Source organism: Streptomyces sp. NPDC059247 (genome assembly GCF_042754005.1).
Classification (GTDB): domain Bacteria; phylum Actinomycetota; class Actinomycetes; order Streptomycetales; family Streptomycetaceae; genus Streptomyces.
The window spans coordinates 265,874-288,265 of record NZ_JBHYZW010000008.1 but is presented as its reverse complement, the minus strand read 5'-3'; the positions used below and the strand labels follow the sequence as shown (position 1 = coordinate 288,265).

At 73.8% G+C, this 22,392-nt stretch carries 24 protein-coding genes; 14 read left to right on the top strand and 10 right to left on the bottom strand.

What is annotated here, in order from left to right:
• Together ACFXGN_RS17960 and ACFXGN_RS17955 are read right to left on the bottom strand one after the other, a co-directional pair.
• The gene (locus tag ACFXGN_RS17960) at positions 1-480 is read right to left on the bottom strand and encodes a hypothetical protein (RefSeq protein WP_384859756.1); all 480 of its coding nucleotides are present in this window, start codon (positions 478-480) and stop codon (positions 1-3) included.
• Positions 481-887: 407 nt separating this feature from the next.
• Complete coding sequence (locus ACFXGN_RS17955) at positions 888-1,424, bottom strand: DinB family protein (protein WP_384859753.1); 537 nt, start codon at positions 1,422-1,424, stop codon at positions 888-890.
• 135 nt (positions 1,425-1,559) lie between these two features.
• On the opposite strand from ACFXGN_RS17955, the gene ACFXGN_RS17950 reads away from it, so the two are divergent.
• Entirely contained in the window at positions 1,560-2,465 is a 906-nt protein-coding gene (locus tag ACFXGN_RS17950; RefSeq protein WP_384859750.1) for a Gfo/Idh/MocA family protein, read from the top strand.
• A gap of 248 nt (positions 2,466-2,713) precedes the next feature.
• On the opposite strand, the gene ACFXGN_RS17945 is transcribed toward ACFXGN_RS17950, so the two are convergent.
• Positions 2,714-3,883, bottom strand: coding sequence for a thiolase family protein (locus ACFXGN_RS17945; RefSeq protein ID WP_384859748.1), 1,170 nt, complete (start codon positions 3,881-3,883; stop codon positions 2,714-2,716).
• 135 nt (positions 3,884-4,018) lie between these two features.
• Here ACFXGN_RS17945 and ACFXGN_RS17940 point away from each other — a divergent pair, with 135 nt between their 5' ends.
• The 3 genes from ACFXGN_RS17940 to ACFXGN_RS17930 all read left to right on the top strand — a co-directional run bounded on the left by ACFXGN_RS17940 (position 4,019) and on the right by ACFXGN_RS17930 (position 7,321).
• Entirely contained in the window at positions 4,019-4,489 is a 471-nt protein-coding gene (locus ACFXGN_RS17940; protein WP_384859745.1) for a winged helix-turn-helix transcriptional regulator, read from the top strand.
• 82 nt (positions 4,490-4,571) lie between these two features.
• Positions 4,572-5,444 (top strand): undecaprenyl-diphosphate phosphatase, encoded by an 873-nt coding sequence (locus tag ACFXGN_RS17935; protein WP_384859742.1) that lies wholly within the window; start codon positions 4,572-4,574, stop codon positions 5,442-5,444.
• A gap of 341 nt (positions 5,445-5,785) precedes the next feature.
• Positions 5,786-7,321, top strand: coding sequence for an alpha/beta fold hydrolase (locus ACFXGN_RS17930; RefSeq protein ID WP_384859739.1), 1,536 nt, complete (start codon positions 5,786-5,788; stop codon positions 7,319-7,321).
• A 76-nt stretch (positions 7,322-7,397) separates the two neighbouring features.
• Here ACFXGN_RS17930 and ACFXGN_RS17925 read toward each other — a convergent pair whose 3' ends face one another.
• Positions 7,398-7,802, bottom strand: coding sequence for a PPOX class F420-dependent oxidoreductase (locus ACFXGN_RS17925; protein ID WP_384859736.1), 405 nt, complete (start codon positions 7,800-7,802; stop codon positions 7,398-7,400).
• A 184-nt stretch (positions 7,803-7,986) separates the two neighbouring features.
• Between ACFXGN_RS17925 and ACFXGN_RS17920 the strand changes: the two genes are divergently transcribed.
• Complete coding sequence (locus ACFXGN_RS17920; RefSeq protein WP_384859734.1) at positions 7,987-8,433, top strand: nuclear transport factor 2 family protein; 447 nt, start codon at positions 7,987-7,989, stop codon at positions 8,431-8,433.
• Positions 8,434-8,483: 50 nt separating this feature from the next.
• Here ACFXGN_RS17920 and ACFXGN_RS17915 read toward each other — a convergent pair whose 3' ends face one another.
• Entirely contained in the window at positions 8,484-9,242 is a 759-nt protein-coding gene (locus ACFXGN_RS17915; protein WP_384859731.1) for a TVP38/TMEM64 family protein, read from the bottom strand.
• Positions 9,243-9,930: 688 nt separating this feature from the next.
• Here ACFXGN_RS17915 and ACFXGN_RS17910 point away from each other — a divergent pair.
• Together ACFXGN_RS17910 and ACFXGN_RS17905 are read left to right on the top strand one after the other, a co-directional pair.
• A complete protein-coding gene (locus ACFXGN_RS17910) occupies positions 9,931-10,617 on the top strand; it encodes a DNA alkylation repair protein (protein WP_384859728.1) in 687 nt (228 codons plus the stop codon).
• 67 nt (positions 10,618-10,684) lie between these two features.
• The gene (locus ACFXGN_RS17905; RefSeq protein WP_384859725.1) at positions 10,685-11,530 is read left to right on the top strand and encodes a spermidine synthase; all 846 of its coding nucleotides are present in this window, start codon (positions 10,685-10,687) and stop codon (positions 11,528-11,530) included.
• Here the strand turns inward: ACFXGN_RS17905 and ACFXGN_RS17900 are convergent.
• Positions 11,492-12,847, bottom strand: coding sequence for an MFS transporter (locus tag ACFXGN_RS17900; RefSeq protein ID WP_384859722.1), 1,356 nt, complete (start codon positions 12,845-12,847; stop codon positions 11,492-11,494). The genes ACFXGN_RS17905 and ACFXGN_RS17900 overlap by 39 nt on opposite strands.
• Positions 12,848-13,064: 217 nt before the next feature.
• Positions 13,065-14,192, bottom strand: coding sequence for a hypothetical protein (locus tag ACFXGN_RS17895; protein ID WP_384859720.1), 1,128 nt, complete (start codon positions 14,190-14,192; stop codon positions 13,065-13,067).
• A gap of 130 nt (positions 14,193-14,322) precedes the next feature.
• On the opposite strand from ACFXGN_RS17895, the gene ACFXGN_RS17890 reads away from it, so the two are divergent.
• Together ACFXGN_RS17890 and ACFXGN_RS17885 are read left to right on the top strand one after the other, a co-directional pair.
• Complete coding sequence (locus ACFXGN_RS17890) at positions 14,323-14,775, top strand: DUF4442 domain-containing protein (protein ID WP_384859717.1); 453 nt, start codon at positions 14,323-14,325, stop codon at positions 14,773-14,775.
• A 229-nt stretch (positions 14,776-15,004) separates the two neighbouring features.
• On the top strand, positions 15,005-15,652 hold the full coding sequence (locus tag ACFXGN_RS17885) for a DedA family protein (RefSeq protein WP_384859714.1): 648 nt from the start codon (positions 15,005-15,007) through the stop codon (positions 15,650-15,652).
• A gap of 146 nt (positions 15,653-15,798) precedes the next feature.
• On the opposite strand, the gene ACFXGN_RS17880 is transcribed toward ACFXGN_RS17885, so the two are convergent.
• The gene (locus ACFXGN_RS17880) at positions 15,799-16,326 is read right to left on the bottom strand and encodes a gamma carbonic anhydrase family protein (RefSeq protein ID WP_351796858.1); all 528 of its coding nucleotides are present in this window, start codon (positions 16,324-16,326) and stop codon (positions 15,799-15,801) included.
• A gap of 131 nt (positions 16,327-16,457) precedes the next feature.
• Between ACFXGN_RS17880 and ACFXGN_RS17875 the strand changes: the two genes are divergently transcribed.
• The gene (locus tag ACFXGN_RS17875; protein ID WP_384859712.1) at positions 16,458-17,204 is read left to right on the top strand and encodes an acyltransferase; all 747 of its coding nucleotides are present in this window, start codon (positions 16,458-16,460) and stop codon (positions 17,202-17,204) included.
• Positions 17,205-17,402: 198 nt separating this feature from the next.
• On the opposite strand, the gene ACFXGN_RS17870 is transcribed toward ACFXGN_RS17875, so the two are convergent.
• Positions 17,403-18,218, bottom strand: coding sequence for a thioesterase family protein (locus ACFXGN_RS17870; protein WP_384859710.1), 816 nt, complete (start codon positions 18,216-18,218; stop codon positions 17,403-17,405).
• Between the two features lie 326 nt (positions 18,219-18,544).
• On the opposite strand from ACFXGN_RS17870, the gene ACFXGN_RS17865 reads away from it, so the two are divergent.
• From ACFXGN_RS17865 to ACFXGN_RS17855, 3 genes are all read left to right on the top strand, one after another.
• Positions 18,545-19,099, top strand: coding sequence for a hypothetical protein (locus tag ACFXGN_RS17865; protein ID WP_384859707.1), 555 nt, complete (start codon positions 18,545-18,547; stop codon positions 19,097-19,099).
• Between the two features lie 398 nt (positions 19,100-19,497).
• On the top strand, positions 19,498-20,070 hold the full coding sequence (locus tag ACFXGN_RS17860; protein ID WP_384859823.1) for a helix-turn-helix domain-containing protein: 573 nt from the start codon (positions 19,498-19,500) through the stop codon (positions 20,068-20,070).
• 97 nt (positions 20,071-20,167) lie between these two features.
• Positions 20,168-20,731: a YbaK/EbsC family protein gene (locus ACFXGN_RS17855; protein WP_384859704.1), complete on the top strand. Its 564-nt coding sequence runs from the start codon at positions 20,168-20,170 to the stop codon at positions 20,729-20,731.
• 330 nt (positions 20,732-21,061) lie between these two features.
• On the opposite strand, the gene ACFXGN_RS17850 is transcribed toward ACFXGN_RS17855, so the two are convergent.
• A complete protein-coding gene (locus ACFXGN_RS17850) occupies positions 21,062-21,505 on the bottom strand; it encodes a CoA-binding protein (protein ID WP_384859701.1) in 444 nt (147 codons plus the stop codon).
• A 124-nt stretch (positions 21,506-21,629) separates the two neighbouring features.
• Here ACFXGN_RS17850 and ACFXGN_RS17845 point away from each other — a divergent pair, with 124 nt between their 5' ends.
• Complete coding sequence (locus ACFXGN_RS17845) at positions 21,630-22,256, top strand: YigZ family protein (RefSeq protein ID WP_384859698.1); 627 nt, start codon at positions 21,630-21,632, stop codon at positions 22,254-22,256.
• Positions 22,257-22,392 lie beyond the last annotated feature (136 nt).

The window sequence follows — 22,392 nt, the reverse complement described above, 5'->3', positions numbered from 1 at the left end:
TCAGCGGCCGTACACACCGTGGCAGATCCTCGACGTGTCACTGCCGGGCCGCCAGCCCCCGTACCGCTCGCCCAGCGCGCACACGTCCGCCCGGGACACCGGGGGCTTCCTCGGCAGGCCCGTCAGTACGGGCGGTCCGGGGAGCGACGGCCGGGCCGCCGGGCGGGTCCGCTCACGACGTGGGGGTACGGCCTCCGGGCGCGCCGCCTCCGGCCGGGGCGGGAGCGCCCGGCGGTGCGGTTCGGCCGGGGGCGCGGAGCGGGGAGCGGTGGACGGCGGGGGAGCGGGGAGCGCCGCTTCGAGCGCCTCGCGGGCCGGGCCCTCGACGATCTGCGGCGCCACCGCCTGGGCAGGGCGGAGGGAGTCCGTGGCGGGCGCGGGGGAGGGCGGGGCCGACGGGGCGTCCACCGACACGCACCCCGCGAGGGCGGCCACGGCCGCCCCGACCAGGATCTTCGCTGTGGTTCGGGTTCCATGCACCCGCGTCACTCTGCTGGGCCGACGACGGTCCCCGCGCCCCTACCGGCGGGGAATGCCCCGCACGGGTGAGGCCGGAGGACGGCGGACTTGACCGGGTCGGACCGGGCCTGACCGTGCGCGGGCGCTGTCGGCGCGACCGGGGGCCGGCCCCGGCCGGGGCAGGGGTCGGCCAGTGCCCCGGCCGGCCTGGGGTGCTGGCCGGGCCTGGTGCCGGAGCCGGGCGAACCCCGGACCGGCCGGACTTCGGGTCGGGTCGGGCCGGGCGGACCTCGGTCGGTCGGACTTCGGACCGGGCTGGGCTTCGGCGCGGCCGGGCTTCGGGCCAGGACGGGCCCGGACCGGGCGGACTTCGGACGGGCGGGATCGCGGATCTGGCCTGGATGGTCCAGGACCCGGCCGGGCCCCGGTCAGTCGCCGGTCGTGCCGTCCACGCGCTCACGGATGAGGTCCGCGTGGCCGTTGTGGCGGGCGTACTCCTCGATCATGTGGAGGTAGATCCAGCGCAGGTTGAAGGTCTTCCCGCCGCGGTGCGTGCCGATGCCCAGATCGTCCAGCTCATGGGCGGCGGCGATGCTCCGCGCGCGGGCGATCTCCGCCTGCCAGGTGGCGTGGGCCTCCTCGTAGGTGTCCTCGTCCGAGACGTGGATGTCCCCGTCGCGGTCCTCCTCCGTGGAGTAGATGTACCGGACCTCCTCACCGGCGAGGATCGAGCGGAACCAGCCGCGCTCCACCTCCGCCATGTGACGGACGAGCCCCAGGAGGTTGAGGTCGGACGGAGGGGCGGAAAGGGTGCGCAACTGGGCGTCGGTGAGCCCCTCGCACTTCATCGCGAGGGTCGCGCGGTGGAAGTCGAGCCACTGTTCCAGCGCCTCGCGCTCTCCCGTGGTGGTGCCGGGGTCGACGCGGGGGACGGAGGCCGTGCTTTCGATGGTCATGCGCGGCATCGTGCCCCAAGCCTCCCGGCCGCGCCACCGCTTTCCGTCGGACCGCCGCCGTTCGCCCGCGAACCGGTCCGCGTAAGCTGACCAGCGGGAACGGCCCCTGTGAGCTGGGCCGGTGGACACGACGAGGGAGACCACGTGAAGGTTGGCTGCATCGGACTCGGTGACATCGCGCAGAAGGCGTACCTTCCCGTGATCGGCAGCCTCCCGGGCGTCGAGCTCCACCTCCAGACCCGTACCGCCGAGACCCTCGACCGGGTCGCCGACACCCTGCGCCTGCCCGCCGGGCAGCGCCACCGCGACCTCGGCTCGCTGCTCTCCGCCGGGCTCGACGCGGCTTTCGTGCACGCGCCGACCGCCGCCCACGCGGAGATCGCGGAACGGCTGATCGAAGCGGGCGTGCCGACGTACGTCGACAAGCCCCTCTCGTACGAGTACGCGGACTCCGAGCGGATCGTGGAACTGGCCGAGAAGCGGTCGGTCTCCCTGGCGGTCGGGTTCAACCGGCGCCTCGCGCCGGGCTACGCGCAGTGCGTCGAGCACCCGCGCGAGCTGATCCTCCTCCAGAAGAACCGGGTGGGGCTGCCCGAGGACCCGCGCACGTTCGTGCTCGACGACTTCATCCATGTCGTCGACACCCTGCGGTTCCTGCTGCCCGGCGACATCGAGCACGTCGACGTGCGGGCCAGGGTCCGGGAGGGGCTCATGCACCACGTGGTGCTCCAGCTCTCCGGCGACGGCTTCACCGCCATCGGCATGATGAACCGGATGAACGGCTCCACGGAGGAGATCCTGGAGGTCTCGGGGCAGGACACCAAGCGTCAGGTGTTCAATCTGTCCGAGGTGGTCGACCACAAGGGCCAGCCGACCCTGCGGCGGCGCGGAGACTGGGTGCCGGTGGCCCGGCAGCGCGGTATCGAGCAGGCGGTGCTCGGCTTCCTCGACGCGGTGCGCGAGGGCCGGGTGCTGAGCGCGCGGGACGCGCTGGCCACGCACGAACTGTGCGAGCGGGTCGTCCGCGAGGCGCTGACCCAGGCGTCCTGAGCGGGGCGGGTGGCCGGCGAGGCGCCGAGCCCCCTGACACGGGTCCCGGTTCCGGTGCGCGGTCGGCCGACGTGGTCCGCGGGCAGGACAGTCCTGTCGGAGCTGTCTCACAGGCCCGTCTGCCGGGCCCGTCTGCCGGGCCCATCCGTCAGGCCTGTGCGGCAGGGCCTTCCGGCGGGGGCTTCGGTGACCGCGCGGACCCGGCACTCGAGGACCCGGCGGCCGTACGGGTCGGGCGGCCGTACGGGTCAGAGCGCCTCGACGATCATCGCGTTGGCCAGGCCGCCCGCCTCGCACATCGCCTGGAGTCCGTAGCGGGCGCCCCTGGCCCGCAGGGCGTGCACCAGGGTGGTGGTGAGCCGGGTGCCGCTGGCGCCCAGGGGGTGGCCGAGGGCGATGGCGCCGCCGTGCACATTGATCCTGTCGGGGTCGGCGCCGGTCTCCTTCCGCCAGGCGAGGACGACGCTGGCGAAGGCCTCGTTGATCTCGAAGAGGTCGATGTCGTCGAGCGAGAGGCCCGAGCGGCGCAGGACCTTCTCGGTGGCGGGGATGACCCCGCTGAGCATGAGCAGCGGGTCGGAGCCGGTGACGGCGAAGGAGTGCAGCCGGGCGAGAGGGCGCAGGCCGAGACTCCGCGCGGTGTCGGCGGCCATCACGAGCACGGCCGAGGCGCCGTCGTTGACCGGGCTGCTGTTCCCTGCGGTCACGGACCATTCGATCCGGGGGAAGCGGGCGGCGAAGCCGGGGTCCTCGAAGGCGGGGCGGAGCCCGGCGAGGATCTCGGGGGTGGTCGTGGGGCGGACGGACTCGTCGTGGCGGACGTCCCCGTACGGGACGACCTCGGCGTCGAAGAGTCCGTCCGCCCAGGCGCGGGCCGCCCTGGTGTGCGAGGCGGCGGCGAAGGCGTCCATGGCCTCCCGTCCGAGGGACCACTCGGCGGCGATCAGTTCGGCGCTGATGCCCTGCGGGACGAGGCCCCCGGGGTAGCGCTCGGCGACACCGGGGCCGAAGGGGTCGGCGCCGGGCGGCACGTTGGACCACATCGGGACGCGGCTCATCGACTCGACCCCGCAGGCCACGGCGATGTCGTACGCCCCCGAGAGGACTCCCTGCGCGGCGAAGTGGACGGCCTGCTGGGAGGAGCCGCACTGGCGGTCGACGGTGGTGGCGGGCACGGATTCGGGGAACCCGGCCCCGAGCCAGGCGTAGCGGGTGGTGTTCATGGCCTGCTCGCCGACCTGGTCGACGGTGCCGCCGATCACGTCGTCGACGAGGGCGGGGTCGATGCCGGAGCGTTCGATCAGGGCACGCAGGGTGTGGGAGAGGAGGGCGACGGGGTGGACGCCGGACAGGGCTCCGCCCGCCTTGCCCCTGCCGATCGGGGTCCGGACGGCTTCGACGATGACGGCGTCGCGCATGACGGGGCTCCTGGGTTGGAGAAATGGACCGACACTCGTCAGTAACGTAACCCAGTGGGTTTGACTTTCAAACCCTCTCCGGCCAGTCGATTGGATTTCCGGACCCACTGCCCCGGGCTGTCCTACCCTGACCTCATGAAGGCCGCGCCCCGCCCCTGTTCCATCGCCGACACCCTCGCGCTCGTCGGCGAGAAGTACTCGCTGCTCGTGCTCCGCGAGGTCTCCCTCGGCGTGCACCGCTTCGACCGGATCGCCCGCAACACCGGCGCCCCCCGTGACATTCTCACCTCCCGCCTCAAGCGCCTGGTCGAGGCGGGAATCCTGGAGAAGGTCCCGTACAGCGAGCACCCCCCGCGCTTCGAGTACCGGGCGACCCGGGCGGGCGAGGAGCTCCAGCCGGTCCTGATGACCCTGATGGCCTGGGGCGACCGCCACCTCAACGCGGACGACCGCCCGGTCGTCCTGGAGCACCGGTGCGGCGAGGTCCTCAGCCCCCGGGTGGTGTGCGCGCACTGCGGCGACGAGGCCGACAGCGACTCGCTCAGGGCCCGCGTCCGGGCCCCTGGCTGGACCGTGACCGGCCCGACGCACCCTCGACCGGTCTGAACAACCTGCCCGTCACTTCGGGGGAGTACGCTGCGCTCGACCTTCTGACCACATACGTACATAACGGGACGGCCCTAGCCCCATGAGTTGGTTCGAATCGTTCATCCTCGGGCTCGTCCAGGGGCTGACGGAGTTCCTTCCCATCTCCTCCAGCGCGCACCTCCGTCTGACCGCCGCGTTCGCCGGCTGGCACGACCCGGGGGCGGCCTTCACGGCGATCACCCAGATCGGCACGGAGACCGCGGTGCTGATCTACTTCCGCAAGGACATCGCCCGGATCGTCTCGGCCTGGTTCCGCTCCCTCACGGACAAGGCGATGCGCTCCGACCACGACGCCCAGATGGGCTGGCTGGTGATCGTCGGCTCGATCCCGATCGGCGTCCTCGGCATCACGCTGAAGGACCAGATCGAGGGGCCCTTCCGTGATCTGCGGCTGATCGCCACCACCCTGATCGTCATGGGTGTCGTGCTCGGCGTCGCGGACCGGCTGGCCGCCCGCGACGAGGCAGGCGGACGCCACCGGGTGGTCCGCGAGCGCAAGACGCTCAAGGACCTCGGCGTACGGGACGGCCTCATCTACGGCTTCTGCCAGGCGATGGCCCTGATCCCCGGCGTCTCCCGCTCGGGTGCGACCATCTCCGGCGGTCTGCTCATGGGCTACACCCGCGAGTCGGCCGCGCGCTACTCCTTCCTCCTCGCGATCCCCGCCGTCCTCGCCTCGGGCGCCTACGAGCTGAAGGACGCGGGCGAGGGCCACGTCTCCTGGGGGCCGACGATCTTCGCCACGATCGTCGCCTTCGTCGTCGGATACGCGGTGATCTCGTGGTTCATGAAGTTCATCACCACGAAGTCCTTCATGCCGTTCGTGATCTACCGGATCCTGCTCGGCATCCTGATCCTGATCCTGGTCGGCACGGACGTCCTGAGCCCCCACGCGGGCGAGTCGGCGGGCTGACCGGCCCGCGCGGAGGCGCGGCGGAAGCACCACGGAGCACTACGGAGGGGCCCGTACGGCAGAGGCCGTGCGGGCCCTCCGCGCGTGCGCCGCCGGAAGGCACGGCCGGGCGAGTCCGCCGAGGGGACGGCGGAGGGCCACGGGGGGCGGGGCAGCCACCGGGGCGCCCGGGTGCGGGGGCGGTGGCCGGGGCTCGGGGTGCCCCGGTGGCCCGGTCGCTTTCGCCCGAAGCCCTGAAGCCCCGAAGCCCCGGGCGGGCATCCGCGAGGGGCCGAGCCCTTGTTACGTTCCCACCACGTGCCCATGGAGACACCGTCATACGGGACCGGGAAAGTCCCCGTGTGAACACGAGCCCACATCCCAGCCCGCGCCCCGACCGCGCGTCGGCGCCGCCCCGTTCCTCCGGACGACGGGCCCTCTCGGCACGTCTCCTCCTCGTCCTGTCCGCCGCCTCCTTCGTCGCGGCCTCCCTGGCCGCCCCCGGTACGGCCGTCGCCCAGGAGCCGACCGGCGCCGCCGCCTCCGTACCGCCGATCGCCTGGGGCCCCTGTCAGGCCGAGCCGCCCTACCCCGAGCCCAGCCCGCGCGCCGAGTGCGGCACGGTGCGGGTGCCGGTGGACTGGTCGAAGCCGGACGGCCCCGAGGTCGGCATCTTCGTCGCCCGCCACCGGGCCACCGACCCCGCGCGCCGGATCGGCGTCCTGATGTCGAACCCGGGCGGACCCGGCGCGCCCGGCGCCGACGACGCCCTGTACGCCGACGACCCGATCAGCGGCTACACCCCCGACATGCTCCAGCGCTTCGACATGGTCGGCTTCGACCCCCGTGGCGTCGGCCGCAGCCAGAGCGCCGACTGCGACGAGAGCCTCATCGGATCGATCCCCGCCCGCCCCCGCGACGCCGCCGAGTTCGCACGGATGCGCGCCCTCAACGGGCAACTGGCGGAGAGCTGTCTGCGGCGGACGGGGCCGCTCGCCGCCCACATGGACGGGGAGACCGTGGCCCGTGACATGGACGCGATCCGCGCCGCCCTCGGCGAGAGCCGGATCAGCTTCATCGGCCACTCCTACGGCACCTTCCTCGGCGAGCGGTACGCCCGGCTGTTCCCCGGCAGGCTCCGCGCCCTGGCGCTCGACAGCGCCATGGACCCGGACCGGTCGAACGTCGAGCGCTACCTCACCGACGGCGCCGTCACCGTCGACACCGCCCTCAGGCGGCTCGCGGCCTGGTGCGAGAAGGACGCGTCCTGCGCGCTCAAGGGCAAGGACGTCCTCGCCGTCACCGACGGGCTGTTCGCCCGCGCCGACGCGGGCGAACTCCGCGATCCGGGCCCGAACGGCCCGACGCGGACCAAGATCGACGCCGACCAGCTCACCGACTTCCTGACCTTCGCCGTCGGCAAGGGCAGTCGGGAGGAGACGACGAAGCAACTGGCCGCCCTGCACTCCGGCAGGGGCGAGGTCTTCTGGCTGCCCTCCGGCAGGGACATCGCCTCGCGGATCGCGCTGTGCCGGGACTACGACTTCCGGATCCGCGACCACGCCGAGTACCGGGCCATCCTCAAGCGGGTCGCCAAGGCCGCCCCGCACGTCCGCTACAACTCCCAGTCGCTGGACACCGTCCTCGGCTGCCAGGGCTGGACGATGCCGCCCAAGCCCCGTCCGGCCCAGGCGGCGGGCCCCCTTCCGCCCGTCCTCGTGGTCAACGCGACCCTCGACCTCGCGACCCCGCTGCCCGGAGCGCGCCGCATGGCACGCTCGTTCCCGAAGGCGACCCTGTTCACCATGGACGTCGTGGGCCACTGGCTCTACCGCAGGGGCTCCACGGTGGAGGCGATGCGGGTGATCGACGGCTACCTCACCGACCCCAGGGGCTGACCCGGGGCCGCACAGGAGTGCCCGGTGCCCCGCGGTCCGTCAGGGACGCGGGGCACCGGGCACGGTTCCGGCGGGCTCAGAGCCGCCCGACGACCTTCCGCGGGGTGATGCGGACGACCACGCGCGGGGCGTCACCGGCCGCGTCCGGGTTGAACTCGCGGTACTCCTTGCCGACGTACTTCAACGAGAGCTCGTCGATCAGCTCCTGACCGCCCTCGGTGCCCAGCTCGGCGGTGCCGCGGATCTCGGCGTACTCGTACGGGGAGTCGAACGGCTGGAGCAGCACGGTGACCCGGGGATCACGGCGCAGGTTCTTCTCCTTGCGCCGCCCCACGGTCGTCGAGATCAGCACGTCGTCACCGTCGCGCTTCACCCACACCGGGGACACCTGGGGGCTTCCGTCGGGCTGGATGGTGGCGATGGTGACGAAGACGGGGCTGTCGAGCAGTTCCTTGAGCCTGTCGCTGAGTTCAGCGGACACGATGGCTCCCTTCGGACGCGTACGGATGTCGTCTCCTCTCCTACCCCATCCAGCCCCGGTTCCCCGGCAACCGGCCGCCCTTCGCCGTGGCGCGCGCGGGACGGGGCGACGGGCTCCCGGAGGGGCCGGGGCCGTGTCGTGCACGCCCCTTGGCCACCGGCGGGCGCTGACGGACACTGAGGCGATGACACAGCGCGTGGACCTCTCCGCCGTGATGGACCGGCTCGCCCTCGACGATCTCGTCACCGGCTACGCGACGGCCGTGGACGACGGTGACTGGCCCGCCTACCAGGCCCTTTTCACCTCCGACGGCCGCGCCGACTACCGGGGTTCCGGCGGGATCGAGGGCTCCGCCGCCGAGGCCGCGGAGTGGCTGGCCGCGACCATGCCGCTGTTCCCCGTACGCCAGCACCTCATCGTGAACCGCAGGGTCACTTTCCGGACACCCGGCGGTTTCCCGGAGACCGGCGACCTCGCCGACGTCGACGCCGCCTACGTCAATCCGATGCGCTTCGCCTCCGGTGAGGACTTCGTCTGCGGCGGGCGCTACGCCTTCGGTGCCCGCCGCACCCCGGACGGCTGGCGCCTCCGCTCGGTCGTCGTCGACGAACGGTGGCGCCGTACGGGCTGAGACGCCGGGACCGTCACGGACGGCCCCGTACTCTCCTGGCCCGCCCGGGGTCAGCGCGCCGCGCCGCCCACCGGTTCCGGTGCCACGTCCGGTACCGGCGCCGGGCCGGTGCCCCGCAGCCGGTGCCGCTTGCGCCAGGCCAGCACCGCGGCGGCGAGGCCCGAGACGACGATGAAACCCGCCGAGAAGAGGAACGCGGGGGACCCCGGCGAATCGGCCTGGGCGCCCGCCACCACGTACGCCGCCGTGTTCGGCACCGTGCCCAGCGCCGTCGCCAGGAGGAACGGTGCGTACCCCATCCGCGAGATCGCCGCGCAGTAGTTCGCCGCCGCGAAGGGCACCCCCGGGAACAGCCGGATCGCCAGCATCGAACGGAACCCGTGCCTGCTCAGCTGCCCGTCCGCCGCCGTCAGCCAGCGGCCCCGCAGCAACGGCCGCAGCGCGTCCTGCCCCAGGACCCGGCCGAGCGTGAAGGAGATCCCGGCGCCCAGCACCGTCCCCGCGACCGCCGCCGTCAGACCGAAGGCCGACCCGAACAGCGCGCCCGCCGCCAGATTGAGGACCGGCCTCGGCACGAACGCCGCCGTGCACGCCCCGTACGCGAGGGCGAACAGCAGTACCGCGCCCGCCCCGTCCGCCCGGGGTCGCCAGCCCGAGGAGAGCAGCCGCTGCGGCTCGTAGAGCAGCACGAGGGAACCCGCCGAGAGCAGCAGCAGGGCGAGCAGCGAGAGCCGCGCGCGGGGCGAGAGCAGGACCCGGGAGCAGCGGAGGGCGAGGGAGCCCGGCGGCCGGGGTGCGGGAGCGAGCATTCGGGGAGAGTAACGGACGCCTCCGTATGATCGCCGTAATGCGCGTCATGTCCGCCCGGGTCCGGTCCCGGCGCACGCAGGGCAGGGAGACCCCATGAGCGGCACCGCACGGCCGGAAACCGGTCCCACGGGCGGCCCGGAACCCGGCCGGGCGGGCGCGGCTCGTGCGGACCGGGACGGCACGATCCCGGACGGCCACGGGCCGGACCGTACGACCCCGGACGACTCCGGGCCGGACCGTACGCCCCCGGACGGCTCAGGGCAGGAGCCGGACCGGGAGACCGCCGGGGCGACTCGGGGCCGTACGACTCCGAAGCGCACGCCCCGGGCCGGTACGGTCCCGGACCGGGCGACCCGGAGCCGTGCTGAGCCGGACCGCGCGACCCTGGCCCGTACAGCCCCGGACCGGGCGACCCGCGTCCGTACGATCCCGGACCGCACGCCTCCGGACCGCGCGGAGCAGGACCGTACGTCTCCGGACCGCGCGGAGTCGGACCGTACGCCTCCGGACCGCGCCGAGCCGGAAGAAGCCACTCCGGGCCGTGCGAACGCGGGCCGTGCGGCCTCCGTCCGTACGGCCCCGGGCCGCGCCGAGCCGCGTACCGTCACGGGCGGCTCCGCCGAGCCGCTTCGCGCCGTCTCCGGTGGCGCGTCCGCCCCCGCCCCTTCCGTCGGCGACGCCGGGTCCGTGCCCGACAGCGCCCTCGCCGATGTCCTCCTCGCGCGGCTCACCCGTGTCTATCCCGCCGCCGGGAACCCCTTCCGGGCGCAGGAGATGACCGCGTACATGAAGGGCGTCGCCCCCTTCCTCGGGCTGCGGACGCCCGAGCGCCGTGCCCTCTCCCGTACCGTCCTCGACGGCACGCCCCGCCCCGACGAGCGGGACTGCGCCGCCGTCGCCCTGCGCTGCTTCGCCCTGCCCGAGCGCGAGTACCACTACTTCGCCGTGGACTACCTGCGCCGTCACGTCCGGCGCTGCTCCTCCGGCTTCCTGCCCGTCGCCCGGCGTCTCGTCACCACCGTCTCCTGGTGGGACACGGTCGACCACCTCGCCGCCCATGTCGTCGGCGGGCTCGTCGCCGCCGATCCCGCGCTCGCCGCCCGCATGGACGAGTGGATCGGCGACGAGGACCTCTGGGTGGCCCGGACGGCCCTCCTCCACCAGCTCCGCTTCACGGCGGACACCGACGCCGACCGCCTCTTCGCGTACTGCCTGCGGCGCGCCCCCGACACCGACTTCTTCCTCCGCAAGGCCATCGGCTGGAGCCTGCGCGAGTACGCCAAGACGTCCCCGGCGGAGGTCCGCGCCTTCGTCGCCGCCCACGGGGGCGCACTCTCCCCGCTCTCGGTACGGGAAGCGACCAAGCACCTCTGAACCGGCCCGCGAGCCCCGCGGGACCTCCCCCGGCGGAGCCGCGCCCGGGTCCCGGCAGAATGAGGGCGTGAACGAGCACCTTCCCGTCCTGCGCGAGACCGACCAGGGCACCGCGCGCCTCATGCCCGACGTGGACCGGGAGCGGGCCTGGCTTCTGACGGTCGACGGCGCTCCCCAGTCGTACGTGGACCTCGACGACCCGGCGCACCTGGAGTTCGAGTACGCGCGCAGGCTCGCGCACGTCGTCGACGGCGCCGCCGAGGAGGGCGCCCCGCTGGACGTCCTGCACCTGGGCGGCGGGGCGCTGTCCCTGCCCCGGTACGTCCACGTCACCCGGCCCGGCTCGCGCCAGGACGTCGTGGAGGCCGACCTCGGGCTGCTCGCCCTGGTCGCCGAGCACCTGCCGCTGCCCGAGGGCTCCGGGATCGCGGTGCACGGCGCGGACGCCCGGCGCTGGCTGGAGGCCGCCCCCGCCGCCTCGGCCGATCTGATCGTCGGCGACGTCTTCGGCGGCTCGCGGGTGCCCGCCCACCTCACCTCCGTGGAGTACGCGCGCGAGGTGCGGCGCGTCCTGCGGCCCGGTGGCGTCTACGCGGCCAATCTGGCCGACGGGGCGCCCTTCGCCTTCCTCCGCTCCCAGCTGGCCACCTTCGCCACCGTCTTCCCGGAACTGGCGCTGGTCGCCGAACCCGCCGTGCTGCGCGGGCGCCGCTTCGGCAACGCGGTCCTCGTCGCCTCCGCCCGTGAACTCGACACCGCCCGCCTCGCGCGGCGGGCGGCGGCGGACGCCTTCCCCGCGCGCGTGGAGCACGGGGAGAAGGTCCGCCGGTTCACCGGGGACGCGGAACCGGTCCTCGACGCCGGGGCCGTACCCTCACCCGTTCCGCCGGAGGGCGCCTTCGGCATCGGGTGATCCGGCGGCCCCCGCGACGGTCCCGGAGAGCGCCGTCTCCGGGACCGGCGGCGTCCCGTCGGTCTTCCCGGAGTGCGGGCGCCGGGTCATGTTCCGCACGTCGGGCACCAGCAGGACGAGCGCGGTGACGAGCGTCATCAGCGCCGCCGCGCCCCACAGCGCCTCGCTCCGGCCGAACGCGCTCTCCGCCGGGCCCGCGAGCGCGGTCGTCAGCGGCAGCAGGGCCGTCGAGCCGAACCAGTCGTACGCCGAGACCCGGGACAGCTTCTCCTCGGGGATCTCCTGGTGCATCGTCGTCATCCACGACACGCCGAACACCTCGATCGCCACACCGCTGACGAACATCGCCGCGATGAGCCCCACCACGTCCAGGGGTACGGCGAGCGCGGCCGAGGGCAGTGCGATCGGGAAGACGCAGAGCGTCCCGACGAACAGCATCCGGCGCGGTTTCCACCGGGTCATCAGGACGGCACCGGCCACGGTCCCCGCGCCGTAGGCGGCGAGCGCGATGCCCCAGGGGCGCGCGCCGCCGAGCTCGTCCCGGGCGACCATCGGTCCGAAGACCGCCTCGACCGCCCCGATCAGGCCCACCACCACGGAGAACTGGGCGACGATCGACCACAGCCAGGGGCGGCCGACGAACTCCTGCCAGCCGTCCCGCAGATCTGCGAAGAGACCGCCGCCGGGCGCCCGGTCCGGGATGCCGCTCACGTCGAGGAAGGCCCGCAGTCCGCCCGCCAGCGCGAACGCGACCGCGTCGATGACGAGGACCCAGCCCGGTCCGACGAAGGCGACGAGGGCGCCGCCGAGCGCGGCACCGCCGATGGCGGCGCCGTGCATGGCCATCCGGTAGACGGCGAAGGCCCGGCTCGCCTGCTCCCCGGTGACGGTGGACAGCAGCATCCCCTCGGCCGCCGGGTTGAAGAACGCCTGCCCGGTGCCGCACAGCCCGGTGAGCACCATCATCTGCCAGATCTGCGCCTCGCCGGTGAGCACGAGGGCGGCGAAGACGGCCTGGGAGACGCAGTTGAGGACGTTGGCGGCGACCATCACCCGGTGCCGGGGCACCCGGTCGGCGACCGCGCCGCCGATCAGCAGGAAGAGGACGAGGGGCAGGAAGCGCGCCATCGCCACCAGTCCGGCGTCCCCCGCGTCGCCGCCGGACTCGAACACCGCCCAGGTCGTGGCGATCAGCGCGCCGTGTGTGCCGAGATTGGTCACGACGGTGGCGGCGGTGAGGAGGACGTAGTTGCGGCCGGCCCACTCGGGGAGGCGACCGGGGGAGGCGTCGGGGAGGGTGCTCACCCCGGGGACCATTCCGGTCGGCGCCCTCCGACGTCAAACCGATATCCGGGAGGGCGGCTCCGGCAGGCGGACACGGTTGGGGCGGTCGGTGCGGCCGGTGCGCGTGGGACGGGCGGGACCCGGTGCGCGGACGGACCGCGCACCGGGCCCGGTGCCGTGATCGGAGGGCCCGAGCCTCAGGAGACCCGGGCCCCGGACGGCCCGAGGGGCGCCGGAGGGTGGTGCGGGCTCAGGACGACGGGGCGAGCCGGACCGTCGAGAGGATCTTCCGGATGACGGTGTCCGGCAGCTCGTCGGCGACACCGGCGGCGCCGTAGAGGACCCAGGTCGAGAAGTCGCCCTGCGCGTTCTTGAAGGTGAAGGCGTACGACTTGCCGTCCGTCTCGCACTTGTTGCGCTTCTTGACGTTCGGCGCCTTGGCGGTGGCCAGGCTGCCGGTGAGGCCCGACGCGGTGGTGTACGGCACGGGCTTGGTGATCTGGATGGTGCTCTGCGGCATGTGCTGCGCGTAGCCGCCCCAGACCCAGGTGCCCGCCTCGCTGCGGGAGGCGGCGTCGGTGTTCTTGGCGCCCTGGCCGCCCTTGGTGCCCGCGGTGCTCAGGCTCCAGCTCTCGTCCCTGCCGTTCTTGTCGACGTCGTAGGTGCACCACTGGCTCTTGAGGCGGGTGGGGCTCGACATGGTGACGAGCGGGCTGCCGTCGTTCTTCTTCTCGTCGTCGAAGAAGGTCAGCGAACCGGGCTTCTGCACCTCCCACTCCGGCGGTACGTCGAAGAGGGTGCCGTACTTCGGGTTGTAGACGACCTTCCAGCCCGGGACGGTCGGCTGCTGGGCGGCGCCGTCGCGCGGGTTGGCGAGGGTCGGGGGTGCGCTGGGGTCCGTCGGGGCGGAAGCCGTCACGGACGGCTTCCGGTCGTCGGCCACGGGCTTCTCGCCGTCCTCCTTGCCGAGGACGAAGAAGGCGGTGGCGCCCGCCGCGACCACCACGGCGGTCGCGGCCACGATCGCCACGAGGGTGGTCTTCTTCTTCCCGCCGCCGGGAGTGCCCCCGGGTCCGCCGGGTCCGCCGGGCGCGGGCGCCCCGTACTGCTGCTGCGGCATGGTCGGCTGCTGGTACGGGTTCTGCTGTCCGTACCCGGGCTGCTGCCCGTACCCCTGCTGCCCGTACCCCTGTTGCGGGTATCCGGGCTGCGTGGGCGGCTGCGGATAGCCGGGCTGGGCCGACGGCTGCGGGTGACCCGGCTGGCCGGGCGGCTGCTGATACGGGTTCGGCTGCTGGTACCCCGGCTGCTGATAGGGGTTCTGGTTCGGGTCCTGCGGGTTCTGCTCGCCCCCGGGCGGCTGCTGTCCTGGCCACATGGCCAGTAACCATAGAGGTGCGGGGGCGACCGGACCACGCCCGCCCCGGGCACGCGCGCGCGGAGCCCCTTCTCACCCAGGGGTGCGAAGGGATGGCCAAGGCTACTACCGGTGGGTAACATCAGGGTCCATGAGCGCAGACCAGATGTCCGTGGGCGAGATGCTCGCCGCCACGGTTCCCATGGCCGGGACCCTGAACCTGGAGTTCCTGGAGACCACCGCCGAGCGCGCCGTCGTCCGCCTGCCGGACCAGCCCGCCTACCACAACCACGTCGGCGGACCGCACGCCGGAGCGATGTTCACCCTGGCCGAGTCCGCCAGCGGCGCCGTCGTGCTCGCCGCCTTCGGCGCCCAGCTCGGCCGCGCGGTCCCGCTCGCCGTCCGCGCCGAGATCGGCTACAAGAAGCTGGCCATGGGCGTCGTCACCGCCACCGCCACCCTCGGCCGCCCCGCCGCCGAGGTGATCGCCGAACTCGACGCCGGAGAGCGCCCCGAGTTCCCGGTGCGGATCGACATCACCCGTGAGGACGGCGCCGTGACCGGCGAGATGACGGTCGTCTGGACGCTCCGCCCGAACTCCTGACGTCCCGCGCCCGCCGCCCGGTGGCGCCGGGACGGCGGGGCGTGTCCCGCGCCGCCCCCGTACCCCTCCCCGGGGGTGCGGGGGCGGTGCGCGTTCCCGGTGGGCGGCGGCCCGGCGAGGTCGCCCCGACCGGTAGAGTGCCCCGGTCGTGCCCGGCCGGGGCACGACGGCGGCCCGGCCCCGACCACGGGCCGGGCGCGGCCGGGCAGTCGAAACGGGAGGAAGCCGCGTGCACGTCCAGGAGTGGCTGGAGACGATCCCCGCGATCGCCGTCTACGTCCTGGTGGGGGTGGTGATCGGGCTGGAGAGCCTGGGCATCCCGCTGCCCGGTGAGATCGTCCTCGTCAGCTCGGCGCTCCTCGCCTCGCAGCACGGCGACATCAACCCGTACGTGCTCGGCGCCTGCGCCGTCGCCGGGGCGATCATCGGTGACTCGATCGGTTACGCGATCGGCCGCAAGGGCGGCCGTCCGCTGCTAGCCAGGCTGGAGAGGAAGTTCCCCAGGCACTTCAGCGAGGCCAACATCGGCCTGGCCGAGAACTCCTTCCGGAAATGGGGCATGTGGGCCGTCTTCTTCGGCCGCTTCATCGCCCTCCTCCGCATCTTCGCCGGGCCGCTGGCGGGCGTGCTGCACATGCCGTACTGGAAGTTCCTCGTCGCCAACGTCCTCGGCGGCATCCTGTGGGCGGGCGGCACCACGGCCGTCATCTACTCCGTCGGCATCGTCGCGGAGGCCTGGCTCAAGCGCTTCTCCTGGCTCGGTCTCGTCCTCGCCCTGCTGATCGGCGCCGCCTCGCTGCTGATCGTCAAGAACCGCGCCAAGAAGGCGGCGGCGGAGCGGTCCGGGTCCCCGGAGCCGGTCGCGGCGGCCGACTGAGCCCCGTGCGTACGGGGGAGGGGGCGGGGCCTGTCGACAGGCCCCGCCCCCTCCCCCGTGGACCCGGACCCGGACCCGGTCCCGTACCCACGGGGATCCGACGGCGGAGCCCGGTCCCGTACCCCCGGGGGGATCCGACGGCTGGCTCAGTCCTCGAAGGCCTCCGCGTGGCCCTTGGCGAGGTGCAGGTACATCTCGGCGTTCAGCCGGATGCCCGCCCGCTCCTCCTCGGTCAGCGGGCGGCGGACCTTCGCCGGAACGCCCGCGACCAGCGAGCCCGGCGGGACCTCCATGCCCTGCGGGACGAGCGCCTGCGCGGCGACCAGCGAACCGGCGCCGATCCGCGCGCCGTTGAGGACGGTCGCGCCCATGCCGACGAGGACGTCGTCCTCGATGACGCAGCCGTGCACGGTCGCGTTGTGGCCGACGGTCACGCGGGCGCCGATCGAGACGGGGAAGCCGGGATCGACGTGCACCGTGCAGTTGTCCTGCACGTTGGAGTCCTCGCCGATCTCGATGGCCCCGCAGTCCGCCCGGAGCACCGCGTGGTACCAGACGCTGGCCCGCGCACCGAGGGTCACCTCGCCGAGGACCACGGACGTCGGCGCGGTGAAGGCGGTCGGGTCGATCCGCGGCTCCTTGCCGCCCACACCCTTGATCAACGCCTCTGTCATGGTTCGCTCCTGATCGTCAGCGGTCGTGCCGAGCCCGGGGGTGCCCCCGGCGGCAGCCTATGCCGTGCTCATGACGGACATCACAGCGCACCGCACTGAACAGGCACGACACCGCCGACTACGGTGGCCGGGTGCCCAGGAACCGAAACACGTTCTCCTCCCTGTCCGCCTGGCGGCGCCGGGTTCTCGCCCGTGCCGTGCAGGGCGGCTGGCGCTGGGTGCGGGAGACGGGATCGGTCACCGCCGAGCACCCCGGCAGGCTCCGCTTCCGACGCCTCGGCGCGGGCACCCGGCTCGCCTTCCCGCAGGGCACCGTCTTCGGCGAGCGGTGGATCGAGATCGGCGAGTGCTGCATCATCGCCGAACAGGTCACGCTGACCGCCGGGATGCTGCCGGACCTCGACCTCGGGGAGGACACGGTCCTGACCCTCGGCGACGGGGTCGTCCTCGGCCGGGGCAGCCATGTCATCGCCGACGCGAAGGTGACCATCGGCTCGGACACCTACTGCGGTCCGTACGTCTACATCACCTCCACCAACCACAGCTACGACGACCCGGACGAGCCGGTCGGCCGCCAGTGGCCCCGCTCCGCACCCGTCTCCATCGGGCCCGGCTGCTGGCTCGGCACCGGCGCGGTGGTCCTGCCCGGCGCCCGGCTCGGCCGGAACGTGGTCGTCGCGGCGGGCGCGGTCGTACGGGGAGAGGTGCCCGACCACTCGGTGGTCGCCGGTGCCCCGGCCCGGATCGTGCGCGGCTGGGACCCCGAGAAGGGCTGGCAGCCCCCGCTCCGCACCCCGGCCCCGGTACCGATCCCGGAACACGTGACCCCGGAGCAGCTCGCCGCGCTCGCCGCGTGGGAGGTCCAGCGGACCGGCTGAGCCCCGGCCGGGCTCGGAGGACTTCGACGACCAGGTGCTCGTGGGGTACGCGGCCGTCACGCGCCACCGGCCCGCGACGGAGTCCGGGCCCGGCAGGGCAGGAAGGACGTCGAGCACACCATGTCCGCCCAGTGGCCCGGCGGCCGGTACGAGGCACCGGAGTGACCGGGCCGGGAATCCCCGGCACCGCCTGGAGGCTCACCCCCCGGGCTGCGGACGGACGGTGAGGATCTGCTCCGCGCGGCCCACGGGCCCGTGGACGTCGTGCAGGACACTGCTGGTGAGCCCCTGCCCCGACGGCCCGAAGACCACCGTCGTGTCGAGGCCGGTCCAGCGGCCCCTCGGCTGCCGGTGCAGATGGATCGTCAGATCGAGGTTGGGGAACATCCAGGCACCGGGGTCCTGCTGCACGGCGATCCCGTTCGCGGTGTCCACCAGCGTCACGTACGAGGCGAGCGGGCCGGTCTCCTCGCCCGCGACCAGGGTGAGGGGCGTGGACAGCCACGCCGTGGCGCGCCCCCTGCGGACCGTGGGCGTCCGGCGCACCTCGATCGAGGAGACGTACCCGCCGTTCCACGCGGCTCCCATCGCCCACCGGTCGAGCTCCTCGGGGGCGGGCAGCGGCTCGACGGGGCTGTCGGCGACGGCCGAGGTGTCCTGGGCGGCGAGCAGCCAGGCACGGGCGCGCACGACCGCGCGCCCGCCGATGGTGACGGTCGCTTCGAGGAGTTCGATGGTCCGCCCGGGGCGGACGGTCTCCACGGTGACCGCGCACTCGTCGAGGGCGATCCTGCCGAGGATGTCGTAGCTGATCCGGGACAGGACCAGCGGGCCGTGCGCGGCGGCGGGCCGGGCCGCGAGGTGCTGCTCCACGGCGTGCGCGACGAGCCCAGAGAGCGGGCTGAAGTGCTGCTCGTCGGTGCTCCACGCGCCGCCCGCGTGGGCCGTGGGCTTGAAGTGGTGCTCACCGGTCCGCTCGTAGTAGCTCGCGGGGGCGAGGGCGCCTGTGGTCACGGGATCGGGCCTCCTGAAGCGGGACGGGACGGAGCGGGGCGGGCAGACGGAGCGGGGTGGGGCGGGCGGCCGGGTGGGTGCGCCGACAGAGGGGGTACGGGGGTAGCTGTACGCCTCACGCATCGTAGGGAGCGCCGACCCCGTCGGCGGTGTGATCTCCCGCACAGCGCGTCAAGCGGCCGGTTCCGTAGGGGACTTCCGTCGTCGCGCGGGCCCGGTTCACCCCTGGGGGTCTTCCCCGTGGAATCCCCCGAACCGGTCCGATCGGCGGACTACCGTGCAATCGTGCCGCGCCGCCCGTCGCGGCCCGCGTGAGGAGGACTCCTGTGCCATCGTCCTGCGACCCCCGCTACGCACCCGCCGGGGACGTGAGCGCCGCGCTCCTGGTGATCGACTCCCGGCTCAAGGCCGTCTATGACGGCCAGGTCATGGACGCGGACGAACAGCGGCGCCTCGACGGGCAGTTCATCCGGTCCCTCGGCCCCACGGGCGCCCAGGACCTGCTGGACGGGGCGTGCACGCTCATCTTCATGTTCATGAAGTGGCTGCGGAGCGCCTGCGAACAGCACGACCAGGACGTCATCGAGTACGTGGTCCCCAATCTGGTGACCACGATGCGGATGATGCCCCGGAGCATCCGCCCCGAGACCGTCCCCACCATGGCGGGCCTCGTCGTCGCGGCGGGCACCGGTCTGAGCCCCAGCCTGTGGCGCCGCCAGTACGGGGAGTGGACGCCGGAGGAGATGAACTCCCTGGAGGCCACCGCCTTCCTGCTCGCGGAGCTGATCAACCGGGTCACCGGCGACCGCGCCTTCGCCACCCGGATGATCGCCGACGCGCTGACCGCCGCGGACGGGGAGGAGGCGGGGGAGTCGGGGTGACGACGGAGTGACCGGGTGACGGGGGGCCTCGGACGCGGCTTGGGGCGCGCTTTCCGGAGACGCCCCGGGGCCGGAGACGCCCCGGGGCCCGTAGGCGACTCCAGGGTCCCGGGTACGGCTCCGGAGACGGTCTCCGCCGTATCTCCGGCCGCGATTCCGGGGCCGCTCCCGGGGGTGGAGACCGGGCGGGCCGTGGCCCGGCCACGCGCCCGGAGCGTCCGCTCCTCCAGGGAGCCGGTGACCAGGGCCGGACGGCCTGCCGCGCCCTCGCGGACGCGCACCGCACGGACCGCGCGGGCCCTGGGACCCGTACGGGCAGTACAGTGCGGTGAACCATGCGGTACATCCCACCGTAGTTCACTCCATTGGACTCTTTCATCCAGGACATGGGACGGAACGTGTCGGACCTCGACCAGCTCACGCAGTCGCTAGCCCGGAACCTGAAGCGCTGGCGCAAGGAGCGGGCGCTCACCCTGGACGCCCTCGCCGCTCGGGCGGGCGTCAGCCGAGGCATGATCATCCAGATCGAGCAGGCCCGGACGAACCCCAGCGTCGGCACCACCGTCAAACTGGCCGACGCCCTCGGTGTCTCGATCACGACCCTGCTCGACCACGAGCGGGGCCCCCAGGTCCGGCTCGTCCCGCCGGAGCGGGCCGTGCGCATGTGGTCCACCTCCACCGGCAGCCAGACCACCCTCCTCGTCGGCACCGAGGCCCGGGGTCCCCTGGAACTGTGGTCCTGGACCCTCATGCCCGGCGACGGCAGCGCCTCCGACCCGCATCCCGACGGCACGGTCGAACTGCTCAGCGTGACCTCCGGCGTCCTCACCCTGGTCGTGGACGGCGCGGAGCACACCCTGCCCACGGGCACCTCGGCCGTCTTCGAGGCCAACACGGCACACGCGTACCGCAACGACGGGACCGTGCCGGTGGAGATGACCATGGCGGTCTCCATCCCGCCCGTACGCTGAGACGGTCCGTACGCGGAGACGATCCGCCGACCGAGAGGCCCGTACGTACGGGGGGACGAACGGTCCCGCGCGGGGCGCCGGTTGTTAGCGTGTGCCCATGCGCGCACCCATCGGAGCCTTCGAAGACGCCACCCCCGCCGCCGAGCGTCTCGACCTGCTCACCGGACCCGTCGCAGCCGCCGTCCGCGCCTGGACGGGCCCCGTCCCCGTCGAGCGGCTGCTGTACGTGGACACCGACCCGGCCATCGCCGACACGGCCGTCTTCGTCGAGCACCACGGGCCCGGACTGCTCGACGCCTCCGCCAACTGCGTGGTCGTCGCGGGCCGCAGGGGCGACACGACCACACTGGCCGCCTGCGTCGTGAAGTCCGCCGCCCGGGTCGACGTCAACGGGGCCGTCCGCAAGCACCTCGGCGCCCGCAAGGCGTCCTTCGCCCCGATGGACACCGCGACCGGCGAGACCGGCATGGAGTACGGGGGCATCACCCCCATCGGCCTCCCCGGGGACTGGCCGCTCCTCGTGGACGCCGCCGTCGTCGACACCGACTGGGTCCTCGTAGGCAGCGGGCGCAGGCGCGGCAAACTCATCCTGCCGGGCAAGGCGTTCGCCCAACTTCCGGGCGTGACCGTCCTGGAGGGCCTGGGCGTCCCGCTCGGCTGAGACCGGAGCGCCGGTGGCGGGAGCGCGGACCGGGCGACCGCCAGAACCTCCGGTCCCGGCACCGAGACGCGCGGCGCCCGGGCCCGGCCCCGAGCGGACATCGGAGTACTGCCCCGGGCCGACACCGAGGTACGGCCCCGGGCCCGGCCCTCGTCATCAGCCGCTACCCGGCATGGACAGAGGGCTCTTCGCGTCTACGGGCGCCCCGGCGCGCCTTCGGGACACCGTGTCCTCTTCCACCTCGGGCCGTCCGCCTGCGGCGGGCTGCGGAGCCCCGGGACGCCCGGCTCCCCGGCCGTCGACGGCGTCACTGGCCCCTGACGGGTGCCGTTAGCCCAGGCGGGGGATCTCGATCGCCGGGCAGCGGTTCATCACCATGTCGAGGCCCGCCGCGCGGGTGCGTGCGAACGCCGCCTCGTCGATCACGTCCAGCTGGAACCAGACCGCCTTCGCGCCGATCCCGACCGCCTCGTCCGCGACCGCGCCCGCCAGATCGCCGTTCACGAACACGTCCACGACGTCCACCGGGAACGGGATGTCCGCCAGCGAGGCGTACCCCCGCTCGCCGTGGACGGTCTCCGCCTTGGGGTGGACCGGGACGATCCGCTTCCCGAAGCGCTGGAGGACGCCCGCGACCCCGTACGCCGCGCGCGCCGTGTTGGAGGAGAGCCCCACCACCGCCCAGGTGTCCCCGGTGGACGTGAGGATCCTGCGCACCGCCTCCGACGCGGAGTACCCGGCCGGTCCGGTGGTGGTCGTCGTGTCGCCGCTCATCGCTCGTACTGCCTCTCCTCGGCGCGGCCCGTCCTGACGGCCGCCTTCCTCCCCGACAACGAGCCGCCCCGGGCCCTGATTCCCGCCGGGCGGCCCGGCCCCGGCGGGAACGTAGGCTGGCCGGATGCAGGAGCAGTACCGCACCCCGGCCCGCGAGGGCGTCCACGAGACCGAGATCAACCGCTCGCGCTTCCTCTGCGCGCTCGCGCCCGTCGCCGACGAGCGGGAGGCGCAGGAGTTCGTCGCGCGCGTCCGCAAGGAGCACCCGACCGCCACCCACAACTGCTACGCGTACGTCCTCGGCGCCGACGCCTCCGTCCAGAAGGCCAGCGACGACGGCGAACCCGGCGGCACGGCGGGGGTGCCCATGCTCCAGATGCTGCTGCGCCGGGACATGCGGTACGTCGCTGCTGTCGTCACCCGCTACTACGGCGGGGTGAAGCTCGGCGCGGGCGGGCTCATCCGCGCCTACGGCGGAGTGGTCGGCGAGGCCATCGACACGCTCGGCACGGTGACCCGGCAGCGCTTCCGGCTCGTCACCGTCACCGTCGACCACCAGCGGGCGGGCAAGCTGGAGAACGACCTGCGGGCGACCGGCCGGGCCGTCCGGGACGTGCGGTACGCCGACGCCGTCACGATCGAGATCGGCCTCCCGGACGCGGACGTCCCCGCCTTCCGCGCCTGGCTCGCGGACGCCACGGCGGGCACGGCGTCGTGCGAACTCGGCGGCGAGGCGTACGGCGACGCGTGACGGCACCGCCCGGGGCCGCGTGCCCCGTCGCCGGAGCCGTTCGAGGGGGTCGTAGAGCTGGTCGGAGAGCCGGATGGCTGGGGCCGGGCGGTGTCCGGAGACCGGCCCGGATCGGGGCCGGTACCGACAGCGGCCG